17 protein-coding genes are annotated in these 15471 nt (G+C 34.6%); 8 read left to right on the forward strand and 9 right to left on the reverse strand.

What is annotated here, in order from left to right:
* Positions 1 to 37: 37 nt before the first annotated feature.
* Positions 38 to 190 (forward strand): hypothetical protein, encoded by a 153-nt coding sequence (locus MODO_RS19455; RefSeq protein ID WP_006257013.1) that lies wholly within the window; start codon positions 38 to 40, stop codon positions 188 to 190.
* Positions 191 to 336: 146 nt separating this feature from the next.
* Here MODO_RS19455 and MODO_RS07735 read toward each other — a convergent pair whose 3' ends face one another.
* From MODO_RS07735 to MODO_RS07775, 9 genes are all read right to left on the reverse strand, one after another.
* Positions 337 to 516, reverse strand: a complete 180-nt coding sequence (locus tag MODO_RS07735) for a type II toxin-antitoxin system Phd/YefM family antitoxin (RefSeq protein ID WP_006257014.1) — start codon at positions 514 to 516, stop codon at positions 337 to 339.
* A gap of 65 nt (positions 517 to 581) precedes the next feature.
* Positions 582 to 989: a hypothetical protein gene (locus MODO_RS07740; protein WP_006257015.1), complete on the reverse strand. Its 408-nt coding sequence runs from the start codon at positions 987 to 989 to the stop codon at positions 582 to 584.
* 146 nt (positions 990 to 1135) lie between these two features.
* Positions 1136 to 2167 (reverse strand): cysteate synthase, encoded by a 1032-nt coding sequence (gene capA, locus MODO_RS07745; protein WP_006257016.1) that lies wholly within the window; start codon positions 2165 to 2167, stop codon positions 1136 to 1138.
* Between the two features lie 81 nt (positions 2168 to 2248).
* On the reverse strand, positions 2249 to 4309 hold the full coding sequence (locus MODO_RS07750; RefSeq protein ID WP_006257017.1) for a S9 family peptidase: 2061 nt from the start codon (positions 4307 to 4309) through the stop codon (positions 2249 to 2251).
* Between the two features lie 165 nt (positions 4310 to 4474).
* On the reverse strand, positions 4475 to 5866 hold the full coding sequence (locus MODO_RS07755; RefSeq protein WP_006257018.1) for a S41 family peptidase: 1392 nt from the start codon (positions 5864 to 5866) through the stop codon (positions 4475 to 4477).
* A gap of 176 nt (positions 5867 to 6042) precedes the next feature.
* Positions 6043 to 7743: a S41 family peptidase gene (locus MODO_RS07760; protein ID WP_006257019.1), complete on the reverse strand. Its 1701-nt coding sequence runs from the start codon at positions 7741 to 7743 to the stop codon at positions 6043 to 6045.
* Between the two features lie 302 nt (positions 7744 to 8045).
* Positions 8046 to 8687, reverse strand: coding sequence for a hydrolase (locus tag MODO_RS07765; protein ID WP_006260719.1), 642 nt, complete (start codon positions 8685 to 8687; stop codon positions 8046 to 8048).
* 789 nt (positions 8688 to 9476) lie between these two features.
* The gene (locus MODO_RS07770) at positions 9477 to 10019 is read right to left on the reverse strand and encodes an NADPH-dependent FMN reductase (protein WP_006260718.1); all 543 of its coding nucleotides are present in this window, start codon (positions 10017 to 10019) and stop codon (positions 9477 to 9479) included.
* A gap of 13 nt (positions 10020 to 10032) precedes the next feature.
* Positions 10033 to 10350, reverse strand: coding sequence for a GNAT family N-acetyltransferase (locus MODO_RS07775; protein ID WP_006260717.1), 318 nt, complete (start codon positions 10348 to 10350; stop codon positions 10033 to 10035).
* 503 nt (positions 10351 to 10853) lie between these two features.
* On the opposite strand from MODO_RS07775, the gene MODO_RS07780 reads away from it, so the two are divergent.
* The 7 genes from MODO_RS07780 (at position 10854) to MODO_RS07810 (ending at position 15470) form a co-directional block, all read left to right on the forward strand.
* A complete protein-coding gene (locus MODO_RS07780) occupies positions 10854 to 11177 on the forward strand; it encodes a YbaB/EbfC family nucleoid-associated protein (protein WP_006257023.1) in 324 nt (107 codons plus the stop codon).
* A 4-nt stretch (positions 11178 to 11181) separates the two neighbouring features.
* The gene (locus tag MODO_RS07785) at positions 11182 to 11943 is read left to right on the forward strand and encodes a DUF4369 domain-containing protein (protein ID WP_006260716.1); all 762 of its coding nucleotides are present in this window, start codon (positions 11182 to 11184) and stop codon (positions 11941 to 11943) included.
* A 44-nt stretch (positions 11944 to 11987) separates the two neighbouring features.
* Positions 11988 to 12560, forward strand: coding sequence for a Crp/Fnr family transcriptional regulator (locus MODO_RS07790; protein ID WP_006260715.1), 573 nt, complete (start codon positions 11988 to 11990; stop codon positions 12558 to 12560).
* 84 nt (positions 12561 to 12644) lie between these two features.
* Positions 12645 to 13649, forward strand: a complete 1005-nt coding sequence (gene cobT, locus MODO_RS07795; protein ID WP_006260714.1) for a nicotinate-nucleotide--dimethylbenzimidazole phosphoribosyltransferase — start codon at positions 12645 to 12647, stop codon at positions 13647 to 13649.
* Complete coding sequence (locus tag MODO_RS07800; protein ID WP_006260713.1) at positions 13646 to 14422, forward strand: adenosylcobinamide-GDP ribazoletransferase; 777 nt, start codon at positions 13646 to 13648, stop codon at positions 14420 to 14422. Before cobT ends, MODO_RS07800 begins: the two co-directional genes overlap by 4 nt.
* Positions 14407 to 14967: a histidine phosphatase family protein gene (locus MODO_RS07805; RefSeq protein WP_006260712.1), complete on the forward strand. Its 561-nt coding sequence runs from the start codon at positions 14407 to 14409 to the stop codon at positions 14965 to 14967. Before MODO_RS07800 ends, MODO_RS07805 begins: the two co-directional genes overlap by 16 nt.
* A gap of 86 nt (positions 14968 to 15053) precedes the next feature.
* On the forward strand, positions 15054 to 15470 hold the full coding sequence (locus tag MODO_RS07810) for an SRPBCC domain-containing protein (RefSeq protein WP_006260711.1): 417 nt from the start codon (positions 15054 to 15056) through the stop codon (positions 15468 to 15470).
* The last annotated feature ends 1 nt before the right edge of the window (position 15471 follow it).

A 15471-nucleotide genomic window follows, 5' to 3' on the forward strand; every position in this document is an offset into this window, starting at 1 on the left:
AGTTTAAACCACTACAATTTTAAAAAACACTATTATTATGCTAAAAATATCACTATCTGTATTACTTGCTATTCTAGGAGGTTATCTTATTTTTTTAGGATTAAACAATGATATGTTACCTCCAACCATTACAGGAATAGGATTCTTTATAATTGCTATTATATTTAATCTACCTAAAGACAAAAAATAAAGGACTACCTCATCTATTGTCCTTTTCTATTCTAGATTATAGACATTGATAGTATCATATGATACTATCACCTATAAAAAAACACCTCTAATGAGGTGTTTTTTTGTGTAAAACGTTTCTTATTACAAGCTGTTTACTTAATCTCTTTAATTTGGTGATAACTCGCAGTCAATACCTTTTAATGAATTATATTCTTCGATAGGAATAATTACGATTCCATTATGTTCGTTTTCATTTACGATTAACTCATTACCACTGTCCATTACATAGTCCACATAAGTAGTTACATCCTCTGTAAAGTCACTAAAACTGATTACTTTATTCATTTTTTTAATCTTTTGAAGATACTAATACAAGTATTAGACCAAAAAATTAACATTCATAAAAAAAATTACAATTTAAATTTAAATCCTCGTGGTGCATATAACTTATCCTCATCATATAGGTTTAAATAAAGACGAACAGTATCTTGTTTTCCCTTTATATAAACTGCATATATATCGAGTACTCCTCTACCGTTAAACAGTCCATTAGGAGTGTCAAAATGACAACAACTACCTACTCTGTAGAAAGATAAATTATTTCCTTCTAAATCAGTTAGATCATCTAAGTACTCTCTCTGATTTTTAGGCCCTTCATTTGTCTTTACCCCTCCTACTTTTATAGGATTCTCAGGTGTGTAGCCATACTCAAAAGTTCCTATCTCATTCACAGTAGTTACCTTGTTTTCTAATACTTGCTTAGATTTACAACTCACCCCAACAAGAATTAACAAAACGAAAAACACAGACTTTCTCATAATAAACTGATTTAAAGAATATTTACATCTCTAAGATACAGAAAATAAATAGACATTGAACTATGTGAAAACAATTACAGAGCTACCAAAAATAAAAAAACACCTCATCCTAAAGAGAGGTGTTTTCTATATTTTAGTAGAGTGAATTACTTGATATAAGTAATCTCATTTTTAGGTTCTCCATCTAAGAAGCCTTGTTGCTCCATCCATGCATCACTATAGATCTTACTCATATAACGCGAACCATGGTCTGGGAATAACATAACTACTACACTATTCTCGTCAAATGCTCCTTCTGCAGCATATTGTCTTGTAGCTTGTAGTACAGCACCTGAAGTATATCCTAAGAATAATCCCTCTGTGCGTGCCAACTCACGTGCTGTTTGTGCAGCATCTTTATCCGTTACCTTCATAAACTTATCGATAACAGAGAAGTCTGTAGCAGTTGGGATTAAGTTTTTTCCTAATCCTTCTATCTTATAAGGAGCTATCTCATTAGGATCAAGCTCTCCTGTCTCGTGATATTTCTTTAATACAGAACCATAAGCATCCACACCTAAGATTTGAATGTTTGGATTCATCTCTTTTAAGAAACGAGCTGTACCAGATATAGTACCTCCCGTACCAGAACAACAAACGAAGTGTGTAATCTTACCTCCTGTTTGTTCCCATATCTCAGGTCCTGTAGATAGATAGTGTGCTTCTGTATTTAGCTCATTAAAATATTGATTGATATAAATAGAGTTTGGCGTTTCTTTCTGCACCGTCTTCGCTACCTCATAGTATGAACGAGGATCATCAGCCGCTACATTAGCAGGACATACATATACCGTAGCTCCCATCGCACGTAGCATATCTATCTTATCTGGAGAAGACTTATCACTCACAGATAAGATACATTTATATCCCTTAATAGCACTCACCATCGCAATACTAAATCCTGTATTACCTGATGTAGTCTCTACGATAGTACTACCTGGCTTTAATATTCCTTTTTTCTCAGCTGCCTCGATAATGTGCATTGCTATTCTATCTTTTGCAGATTGTCCAGCACTGAAAGCTTCTACTTTACCATAGAAATTCCCTTTTAACTCTTTTGTTGCTTTACTCAATTTTACAATTGGCGTTTTCCCTACAAGAGCCAATACATTATCATACGCTTGAATTTCTTCTTTCATAATATCTTATTTACTATGGATAGATGTTCTTTATCTCATCTACCACTGTTATCTAACAAATTTACTAAAAAAACAAAGAGACTACTCTTTTATCCCTTCTAAATCGAACATGAAAGCAAACTCTTTTGCGACCTCTTTTAAAGCCTCAAAACGTCCTGAAGCTCCTCCGTGTCCTGCCTCCATATTTGTGTCTAAATACAGTTGTTTATCATTCGTTTTCATCACACGTAACTTCGCTACCCACTTCGCTGGCTCCCAGTATTGCACTTGAGAATCGTGTAACCCTGTTGATACATACATATTCGGATAATCTTGAGCGACTACATTATCTATCGGAGAATAAGACAGCATATAGTCATAATACTCTTTCTCATTCGGATTTCCCCACTCGTCATACTCTCCTGTTGTCAATGGTATTGTATCATCCAGCATAGTCGTCATCACATCTACGAAAGGTACTTGAGCAATAACTCCATTGTATAAATCAGGGCGTTTATTCACCACTACTCCCATTAATAAACCTCCTGCTGAGCCACCTTCTGCATATAAATGTTTTGGAGAAGTATACCCTTCAGCAATCACGTGCTCTGAACAAGCGATAAAATCGTCAAATGTATTCCATTTCTCTAATAGCTTACCATCTTCATACCACTGACGTCCCATATCTTCACCTCCGCGAATATGTGCTATCGCATAGATAAATCCTCTATCTAATAAACTTAAACGAGTAGTAGAGAAATAAGGTTCCATCGAATATCCGTATGATCCATATGCATATTGTAAGAATGGGTTAGTACCATCTTTCTTCATTCCCTTTTTATACACGATAGACATCGGAACTTTCACTCCGTCTTTTGCAGTAGCCCAGATGCGTTCTTCTACATAATTATTCTTGTCGAAAGTCCCCAATACTTCTTGTTCCTTCTTCACTTCTTTCTCACGCGTACGCATATTAAAGTCGATTACAGAAGAAGGCGTGTTCATAGACTGGTATCCATAGCGTAGTATCTCTGTATCAAAGTCTAAATTCGTACCTGTATACGCATTATATGTTTCACTGTCAAATGGTAGATAATATGCCTCTTGGCTATCATCCCAAGGTTGAATCTTCAAATGAACTAATCCGTTAGATCGCTCTGAGATCACTAAATAATCTTTAAAGATGTCCACTCCTTCTAATAGTACCTCTTCTCTGTGAGGGATAAGCTCTACCCAATGCTCCACAGTAGTCTTGTCCTCAGGACAACGCATCAACTTAAAGTTATCTGCCTCATCTAGATTTGTCATGATATAGAAATGTCCATCATAGTGTGAGATATTATACTCTACCTCGCGCACTCTCTCTTGGAATATTCTAAACTCTCCATCAGGATTATGAGACTCTAAGATTCTGTACTCACTTGTCAGCGTACTCTCACTTCCTATCACTAAATACTTACGCGATTTCTCTTTAAAGATATGAGTATCAAAAGTATCATCCTCTTCGAAGTACACCATCACATCCTCTGTGATAGCAGTTCCCAATTTGTGTTTATAGATTTTATCTGCACGCAGTGTTACCTCATCTTTACGAGAGTAAAACAAAGTCCTATTATCAGCAGCCCAAGTAGAACTACCTGTTGTTTTCTCTATCGAGATAGGAGATATCTCACCTGTTACTAAGTTCTTTACTTGCAGTGTGTATTCTCTACGAGATACAGTATCTACCCCAAAAGCAACCCATTGGTTATCTTCTGATACATTAATCCCTCTTAAATGAAAATAAGAGTGTCCTTCTGCCATCACATTACAGTCAAACATGATCTCTTCATCAGCCTCTAAGCTTCCTTGTTTACGAGAAAATATAGGGTAATCTTTTCCTTTCTCAAATCGAGTGATATAATAATATCCGTTGTAGAAATAAGGTACAGAACTATCGTCCTCTTTTATTCTGCTCTTCATCTCTTCAAACAAGTCTGCTTGGAAAGCCTTAGTATGTGCAGTCTGTCCTTCATAGTATGCATTCTCAGCATTTAGGTAATCGATCACTTCTTGATCTTCTCTATTGTTTAACCAGAAGTAGTTATCGATACGTGTATGATTGTGTGCTGTTAACTCGTGAGGTCTCACTGTAGCTATTGGCGCTTGTATATCTTTATTCATTTTCAAATGTTAAAACACAAAAGTAAGGTTTTAATATTTAAATAAATGTTAGCATGGTTTAAATGAATACTAATGACCTACTCGTCCATTTATTGACTCAACTGAGTAGAAACAAAAAAGCCAAAGACTCCCATCTTTGGCTTTTCTATATCGTTGTATTAATCTCTATTTCTTCAAGAGTTCTAATGCTAAATTCATCTCAGCATCTTGTGCTTGCTGTAATCCCTTTTGGAAATCATCTGCTTTAATAGTATGATTAGGCAATACTCCTCTACAAGTGCGATCTTTATTTGCTATTGCATTAAAGAATACCTCACTTCTAGGCAATGATAATACAGATTCTGTATTCGGTAATTTATAACTTAAAAACCAGGCTGCCGTTGTAAAGTCACTACAACTTCTAGTCTCCTGACCTACGATATCACCACGCTTATTCAATTGGAACAAATGTGCAAAATAAGCTGCTGCTGATACAGTATTATTATTTGACAATAAAACTACTTTACCTGTAAACGCATTTTTATCCTGTGGGTAATTCTCTACATAAGAATCGTCTAGACGACTGTTTCCATAATAAAACTGATCTTCTTCATTATAATCAAATCGCTGACTCATAAAGTTGTCTTGGCTAATAATATCAGCTGTATTTGCCAACTTACCATTTCCATCCAATAGATTCTCTTTCATATTCACTTTAGGAACTCTAGTCGCATATTTATAAATATTTTTAAAACTCTTCTCTGGACTAATAAAAGAATAAAACAAAGGAATATTAGACAATAGACCTCCTCCATTATCACGAATATCAACCACTAGCTTTTTAATATTCTTGTCTTTGATGTCTTGAAATACGTTGTTCAAGATATAATAAGCATATGTCTCTGATACACTAAATGTTGTTATTTTCAAAATATAAGTATCATCATTTAATGGATATCCATAGATCCCTTTAGAGAAGGCAACAGTACTCAGTGGTAGAACACTCTTCTGAGCATGATACTCATAGTCATTAAAGTTCACTGCTTTCAGCGTTATCGTCTTAGGGGTTGCCTCCACAGTTTCTTTATACTCAATGATAAACTCTTTGGCTTCTGGAAATATTAAAGAAGCATAATTAGAGAAATTCTTATTAGAACTAGCCTCTACTCCTCCATCTACCTTATTCGGTATTTTATTCAATAAGTCAGCAATACTTACATTATTTACTTTGATAATCTCAGCTCCCATCGGGATATCTAGAGTGTACTGATTAACGAACACTCTATTGTCATATACACTAGTCGCAATAGGAAAGAAATGACTGACCTTAATATAATCCTCATAAATAATATCATCCATCTCAATACTTGAATGAGCATCACGTATTAATGCAACAGGGTTACATAAGACAAAATTCTCTAAAATTGGCTTTTGCTCTAAAGTATGACGTAGTTCCTTTACCTTCTTATCAAATTCTTTTTCTGTTATAAATCGAAATGGATTAGGATGCTGTTCTTTTATTGCCTTAACTACAAAATCAAAATCAGCTAAGTAATTATCTTTAGTAAAGTCTTTCACTTTTTTCTACCCAAATGCAAAAACCTGTAAAAATAAAACCATTATTACTATAATACCTCGAAGTTTTATCATGTTTTTATTTATTTAAATATCAAAAAGCAAATATAATAACTTAACTAACCTCATCTAAAGAATATTTTTAATTAATCTAAAAAAACACTCTTTAGCAGTTTGTCTTACTTACCTAAACTCTTTTTATTAATTAAGTCCACTGCGTACTGTATCATCCCATACGCATTATAATCATTTGCTGATTCAGATACTATATGATCTATCTTTAAACCATTTCGGTGCACATTATACTCTTTATCATTTGGGTAGAAAGCTCCATAACCTGAGAAGTCTATTGTAGTATCATCTTTTAAAAGTACCCGTACACGATTAGTCACAGCTCCTCCTGTCTGCTTACCTATAGTAATACATCTTGGTGCCTGCTGAATCCCCATTCCCATATATTCAGCAGCACTCAGCGTAGTATGATCCACAAGTAGGACTACAGTTCCTTTATAATAATCTTTATTCTCATTGCCCACCTTGAAAGGATCTATAATCTTAGCAATGCCCACCTTACTATCCCATTCTCCTAACGCTGGCCCATACCAACCTAATGCTTTAAAAAAAGTAGTTCTATGAGGTAATAGGTAAGATGTAATAAGCTCTGGGCTTATATTCTCAGGATAATTACGTAGATCTAAGATAATGCTCTGCTTACTACTATTAGCCTTAAAGAAACTCTTCAGTCTCTTCTTTGTCGCTCTACCTAGATGAAGATATCCTATATCATCACCTAACTCAGGAGCTTTCTGTTCTTTAAAAAGTGACTTTATTGTTTTAAAATTCTTAAACTCTTCTCCCTTTAATAGAGGAACCGTTCTTTCTATAATCTCTCCACTTTTCTTTTTTATACTTACTGTCATTGATTCTTGATCTCCTAAAGCAGGAAAATAAAAACTCTCAAATCTTTTTAAATAATTGGGATTAGATACACTTACATATTTTCCTATTGTACTTTCTCTATAGTCCTTTACAGACTTTCCTTCGACTCTAAAAATCACATCTCCTAGCTCTATATTACTCTCTTTAGCCTCGATAGGGTCATAAATAGTCGTTATCACTAAGGAGTCATTTATATTTTTGGTCCCATAGGTACTAAAACGTTTAACTTTAGTATTGAGATAATAACTTGCTTGATAGTCACTATGTGAATCATTCAACTTTACGAAAAGCTCATCTTTTAGATACTCAAATTCTACTCCTTCTTTCGTCTTAAACCTCGGAACGAAATCAGTCAATACCTCATCCCATGGCGTATCAGCTAGATATATATTCACGTTGCCATAACGGATACTATTCCAAAAAGAAGATAAAAACAACATACGGTGGCTTTCATTCCCATTGCTAAAATTAGGCAACGGCTTTTCGTGATCAAATTTTACGATAGAAGATATTTTACGATTAGTTAGATAATACTTACCATAATTAGTATTGTCTTTTAAGTCTATCAAAATAGACTTTAATTCCTTATCATAGAGGTCACTGTCTATCCATTCAAATCTAGCATTAACTGTAAATAATTTATCTTCAACTACTTTTATACCATCCTTTTTTAGAGGATGTTTAGAAGAGTCAAACTGTTTTATCCATTGCTTTAAGAAGGTATTTAAAGCCTCTTCGCTCTTTATCGTTTCTAGAGTAGTATATGCCTTTAAGAATTCTTGATCCATATCATAACCACCTCTACTTACATTAGGGTGTTTATACTTGACTAGTCCCCATACATGTATTAGACTTTCAGAACTTACCTCTTTCAACTCTCTTTGCTGAGCAAAAGAAACAGTACAAATCAATAGTGTAAACAGTGCAAAAATTTTCTTCATTATATCGTTAATTAGATGTTTTATGTTCTAAATATATTGATAACACCACAGAGCTTTTAAGCTATTAACACTAAAATAACTTTGCTATTTACTGTCAATCAACCACCTATAAAATAGAAAAGGTCAGAAACATACGTCTCTGACCTTTTCGAAAATAACTGAATAACTAAATAACTTCACACCTTACAGTGTGTATAAACCTCGTTTTTTAAAAGCGATTAGAACTCGTGCTTTATTGACTTATAACGCTAATAAAAAAGTAAATAAATACGCGTATTCTAACCTCTATATACAGCTAATGATTACTCCGCTAGATCATATCCAAACTGAATACCTGCTGTACCTCCTAGTTCTGTAAATAACTTCATGAATCCTTCTGCAGTTTCTGTACGATTCCAGTCACGTTGTAATTCACAGAATAACTGTACTACGCTAATTGGTTTAGCACCTGCCTGTACCATTCTCATAATCGCAGCATCATGTGCCTCTTTAGATGTACCTCCTACAGCATCTACCACGATATATACCTCATATCCTTCTTGTAACGCATCCATCACTGGGAATGTAAGACATGCTTCTGTCCACAGTGCTGTCATGATTAATTTTTTTCTACCTGTAGCTTTTACAGCCTCTACGAACTCCTTATCTTCCCATGAGTTAATCGTCGTTCTATCATAAGAAGGCACGCCTTCTAAGTGTTTTCTTAGTTGAGGAACAGTCTCTTTATTTAATCCTGTTTTTACATTCACTGTAGATAGAATAATAGGCATATCATACAGTTTAGCTGCATTTACAGTTCCTCTAATATTGTTTAGTAGTAACTGTCTATCCATAGAAGCGATAGAATTTACTTGTACTGGTTGATAATCAATAACGATTAATGCTGCGTTCTCACCTGTTAATAAGTGATCTTGTTTTTTGTCTCTAATTGGTAAACTTGCCATAACTTTATTTTTTTACTATTTAATCATGATGCATTCACTTCTAGTCTCTCTGTCTTATAGTCTCTCTTTTATTGGAGATAAAACAGTGTTCGCTAGAAGAAAATGAAATGTTATACACTGTAACAAAAAAAGAATACAGACTGTATTTATAAGGCCTTTTATAAATTCAATAAATGATAGTCTAACTCCCTTTCTGATTACAAGTATAAAATTATCACATCCTCTCCCAAAACCACTTAACCTAGATTAACAAAGGATTTTTAAGCAACTTTACTACTATGCTTACACTGCTAAAATCCTCCTTTATCTCTTCTACCGCCCTCTATTATATGACTTAATATTCTATTCTTATCCTATTCTTTTGTTTACAGCACATTCTAGGAGAATAGTTGATATACAAAAGAAGCATTCTTCGACAAACAAGTCCTCCCCTCCACTAATCTCGAGGTATTGTCCATGAATTGTCGAAGGAATTCGCTCCAAGTGCCATAAATACTACGGTCAGCAGGTATAATACATAATGAGGTACAACACACACAAAACAAACAACAAACTAATAATCAATAAGTTAAATTAAAAACAGTAGTTAATAGGCTTAAAAAAAACAGATATCTTTTTTCAATTAAATAGTTCAAAACCCATTAAATTAGGCTGAAAAACAAAAAAAAGTATCTTCTAAAAAGACTTTTAAGTATATAAATTGCCCAAAAAAGAAATTAAAAAACAAAAAAAAGGTCAAAGATTATCTCTTTGACCTTTTATATTATTCACTAAGTATATATCCTTACTTTATACAGCTACTTCATTTAATTCACTTCTATACTTTTCGATTTTCTCTTTTAGTTCTGCTGCGAGCTCACCATTTATAATACCATTCACCTCATCAAAATTTTCATAATACTTAGGCAATGCAAAGCTGTCCTTTACTTGTCCTCCAAAAGAAGGAAACACCGTCTTAGCAAGGTTTAATGAATTCTGACCTCCATATCCTCCTGGTGAAGTAGACATTAAGAACATCGGTCGCTCTTGGAATAGCTTTAACTCTATTCTAGAACACCAATCAAACAAGTTTTTAAAACAAGCTGTCCAGTTGCGATTGTGTTCTGACATAGAACAGATGATAGCATCAGACTGCTTTATCTTTTCTAAGAATAACTTCGCTCCTTCTGGAAAACCTTGTTTCTCTTGATCTACAGAAAATGGAGGTACTTTATAGTCATTCAGATCTATCACTTCCACTTCTCCTGCTGGGAACAAAGGCACGGTATACTCAACTAACTTTTTATTAATAGAAGTACTCGATGTACTTGCTGCAAATCCTAATATTCTCATAGCTTATTTATTGTTATAGTTTATCGTATGCAGGAAACGCTCTAGATACTATTCTCTTCCATTCTGGATGACGCTTAATATAAGCATATACTAACGGACATAATGGGTACAACTCATAATTATGCTCTTCTATATACATCAGACTCTTCTCGATCAGAGCAGTAGCCACTCCTCTACCTGCTAGCTCTTCTGGGCTCTCTGTATGAATAAGTTTGATAATATTACCTTCTTCAGCATAATCTATAAATGCAGTATGCCCATCTACTGTTAATTCAAAACGGTTAGTATCAGCATTTTTATTTACTTCTAAATTTACAAATTCTTCTTTCATATCCTATACGTTTACGTGGTTAATTCTACTCTATTACAAAATTAGAACTAATTCTCTTCTACTAGACTTGACCTAGATTAAGTTTATTGTACTTTTCTACACAAAGATCATACCTATCTATCCCGTACTAATATAATTTTAATACCGTCGAAATCCCTTTGTTTAAAAGACTTTTTAACTATTCAAAGAAAGAAAACCAACTTTTTATCTCAATAAAAAACATAAATTTTCATGTATTTATATTTTTTGGCACGATATATGTAAAACACATATCACAACAAAAACAACAAAACTTTCTTTTTCTTAAGTGACCTGGTTACCCCCAAATAACTAGGTCACTTTTTTTATATCCTATTGACTACTGCGTTTTGATAGCCATAAATTCCCTCATACACTGTTATAATATAGAATATCCTTCAGTTGTTATTAACTATTCTATAACAAAATCATTTATCTTAAAAAGATTTTAATATTTTTGCGCCACTAACTAAAATGTATTAAACATGTTTGGAGACTTAATGGGCATGATGGGTAAACTACAAGAGACCCAAGCTAAGATAGAAGAAACAAAGAAGAGACTAGACACCGTATTAGTAGATGATCAGAGTAATGATGGGTTACTACAAGTGACGATGACTGCTAATAGAACTATTCGTTCTTTATCTATCAGTGATGAACTAATGGAGGACAAAGAACAACTAGAAGATTACTTAGTCATGGTACTTAACCGTGCTATCGAAAAAGCTTCTGCTATCAATGAAGCAGAATTAGCTGCGGCAGCTAAAGATGGAATGCCGAATATCCCTGGACTAGATCTATTTAAATAATATTATGAAAAAAATTGTTTGTGCTCTTTTACTTGCTACTGGAGCGTTATTCGTGTCTTGTAATAAAGAAGAAACTAAGGGGAACCTTACTGTTACTGGAAAAGTAGATGGATTTAAACAAGGTAAGTTATACCTATTTCAGATTCAAGATACTATATTTAAAGCAATAGATTCATTAAATGTAAAAGGAGATGCTAACTTTAAGTTTGACTTAAATATTGACTCTCCTGAAGTATTCTATTTAACCTTAGACCGCGGTCATTCTAACTCTCAGGATAATCAGATTATGTTCTTCGCTGAACCAGGTAAGATGACAATCAATACTACACTTAAGAATTTCTATAGTGATGCTAAGGTAACTGGATCGAAATCTCAAGAGGTGTATGATGAATACTTAAAAACTCGTTCGCTAATCACAGATAAACAGAATGGTCTATTAGTAGACATCTTTAATGCTGAAAAAGAACAAAACGCTGCCAAAAAAGACAGCCTTAATAACTTATCTAAGAAACTTACCATCAGAAAGTATCTTAATGCTGTAAACTTTGCTATTAATCATAAAGACTCTGATGCGAGTCCTTATATCGCATTGACAGATTTGTACAACGCTCATACTAAGTTATTAGACACGATCTATAACTCTCTATCTCCTGAAGTAACTGCTCGTAAATACGGAAAGCAACTGAATGAGTATATCAAAGAGAGAAAAGAATCAGAAGCACAAGTGACGACTACTCAGAATACAACTACTGAAGTTCAAGAATAATCAAAAAACGCCTTATAGGCGTTTTTTTTGTATGTTTACTATCCATGTCATTAGCTATTCAATTACAACAATCCTTACAGCTCTCTACAGAAGAAACTTCTATAGCAGAAGAACTATTCTATACTATACAATTCAATAGAGGTGAGACTATTATTACTCCTCTTCAGAAGAGTGCTCCTCTGTACTATATCACAGAAGGGTATATCCGTATCTATGCTCTAGTAGATGATAAAGAGGTCACACAGTGGATCAGTGGAGCGGGCTACTTTATGACTGATCTGTCTAATTGGTTATTTGACACCCCTATTAAGTGGACAATAGAAGCGCTTACACCTGTCACAGCGCTATGCATCACTCCTACAGACTATAAAGAATTAGCAACACAGATACCTAATTGGACAGAAAAAGAGAGAGGTTTCATCGGACATTGTTTCATACAGATGGAAAATAGAATATTTCAATTCATCTCGTTAACAGCAGAGCAGCGCTACCTTCACTTCATGGAGCAGCTGGGTTTCTTATTTAATGAAGTGCCTCATCAATATATCGCATCTATGCTAGATATGACCCCCGAAACACTGAGCAGAATAAGAAAAAAAGCAGTAACACTTCGATAATCAAGTTAGTCAAGCTTGCTATTCTCTTCGTTGTGGGAACTATACTAATTCTATTATATTTGTGTGAACCAAAACACTATAAAAATGAATTTTGAACAACAACTACAAACGAAGATAGACTTAAAGACAAAACCTCTACAAGCACTAGGACTATTAGAAAAGATAGCTTATAAAATAGGAAAGGTACAACAGACACTTACACCTAGTCTAGTATCTCCTACCATCATCGTATTCGCAGCTGATCATGGCTTAGCAAAAGAAGGTGTGAGTGCTTATCCTGCTGAAGTAACTTATCAGATGGTACTTAACTTTCTAAATCACGGTGCTGCAATCAATGTATTCTGTAAGCAACACAACATCAATCTAAAAGTAGTAGATGCTGGTGTGAGTAAAGACTTTGCCACTCATCCTGACTTAATCCAAGCTAAAGCAGGTCATGGTACACATAATATGATCTCTGGCCCAGCTATAACTAAAGAAGAACTAGCCTTCTGCTTCACTTCTGGAGAGCAAATAGTGAAAGATATCGCTGCTACAGGAACTAATATTATAGGATTCGGAGAAATGGGAATAGGGAATACTTCTTCTGCTTCTCTGCTGATGAGTTCTCTATTAGATCTACCTATAGATAAATGTGTAGGGAGAGGAACTGGTCTAGATGATGAAGGGTTAAAAAGAAAAAAAGATATCCTTACCAATATTATCAATACTCATCCCAAACCTGCGAATGCAAAAGATGCTCTAGAACAATATGGAGGATACGAGATCGCTCAGATGTGTGCTGCTATGCTAGAAGCTTACAAACATAATATGATCATATTAGTAGATGGCTTTATCGCATCGAGTGCATTCTTATGTGCGGCTAACTTAGAGCCAAAGGTAACTGATAATGCAATCTTCTGCCATAAATCTGATGAGATAGGTCATTACCTATTGATTCGCTCTTTTAATGAACAGGCACTTCTAGATATGAACTTACGCCTAGGAGAAGGTACCGGGTGTGCTCTAGCATATCCTCTTATACAGAGTGCTGTAGCATTCTTAAACGAAATGGCTAGTTTCGAATCTGCAAATGTTTCTAACAAATGATCCGAAAAGAGCTCACTTACTTTCTGACGGCTGTCATGTTCTTTACGAGAATACCTATTCCTTTTAAAGTACCTTATAGCCATGAGATCATGAATAAGTCTCAGAAATATTTCCCTCTGATAGGTTATCTAGTAGGTAGTATGGCAATACTCGTCTATTGGGCTACCTCCTATTTATTCTCTGCAGATATAGCTATCGTACTCTCTATGGTGAGCACAGTATTACTGACTGGGGCATTTCATGAAGATGGATTTACAGATGTCTGTGATTCTTTTGGCGGTGGATATGGCAAGGAGAAGATTATGACGATTATGAAAGATAGTCGTATAGGAGCGTATGGTGTCATCGGTATTGTTTTATTACTTCTGTTGAAGTTTCTTGCCTTGCATAATATTGCCGAGTTATCTACTTCCTTTTTACTTGTAGTGATGCTAAATGGGCATACCACGAGTAGATTTCACGCTGCTACAGCTATATATACTCATCGATATGTAAGAGATACAGATGACAGTAAGTCTAAACCGATGGCTAATCAAAAGCTGTCTTATTCATCCTTACTGTTTTCTCTGATTCTAGCGATAATCCCTTACATCCTATTTGACAACTGGTTATTTATCATAGCTTTTTTTGTTAGCTACATTGGTAAAATGTACCTGACGATGTACTTTAAAAAACATATAGGCGGATATACTGGTGACTGTCTTGGCACGATACAGCAAGTATGTGAAGTCTTATTTTACTTAACAACACTAACACTATGGAAATTTTTGTAATCCGTCATACGAAAGTAGACGTTCCCCCTGGCCACTGTTATGGACAGACTGATGTCAATCTACTCAATGACTATCCTGATGAAATAACTACCTTCAGAGATAGAATCCCAAATGACATCGACACGGTTATCTCTAGTCCTCTAAAGAGGTGTACTTTTATAGCCGATCACTTCTCTCAATGGTACTCTACGGATGACAGACTCTTAGAAATGAGCTTCGGAGAATGGGAGATGAAAAAATGGGACGAAATACCAAAAGATGACTTACAAAACTGGATGGACAACCTCGCACAAACTTGTCCTCCTTATGGAGAAAGCTTATCTATAGTACAAGATAGAGTAGCTTCTTTCTTAGATGATTTGCGCAAAGCAGAGTATAAAAAAGTATTACTAGTCACTCATGCAGGACCGATAAGATGTATGTGGAACTACCTATTACAAACTCCAATCAACAACACCTTTAAAGTACCTGTAGATTATAATGAAGTCTTTCACTTTAATCTGGGAGCCACTCCTCAGGATGACTTTATTCTACAGAAAGCTTAGCTCCCTTATCTGATTACTTTTCTTGATAAATGTCAAGAGGTGATAAATAGAGATATACAACCTTTGTCTATCTAATTTACAATCTTATGACAATAGAAACGAGTATCACAATTAAAGCTACGAAGGAAGTAATATGGCAAGTATTAATGAGCTTCTCTGAATATCCTGAATGGAATCCTTTTATACTATCCATCACAGGTGAGCCAATAGTAGGAAGACAAATCAAGATTAGCCTGCCTACGATGAAGTTTAAGCCTATAATTCTAACTAATCAAAAAGAACAACTCCTTAGTTGGAAGGGAAAATTAGGTATAAAAGGGATATTCGATGGATATCATCAATTCGAAATACAACAGCTAGATGAGCAACATTGCTTATTTATACATAGAGAGGACTTCAGTGGAATATTAGTTCCCCTATTCAAAAAGAAACTACAAACTGAAACTCAACAAGGCTTTGAAGCTATGAATATCGCTTTAAAGAACAGAGCTGAGAAGGCATAAA

Source organism: Myroides odoratimimus, from assembly GCF_001485415.1.
GTDB classification, from domain to species: Bacteria; Bacteroidota; Bacteroidia; order Flavobacteriales; family Flavobacteriaceae; genus Flavobacterium; species Flavobacterium odoratimimum.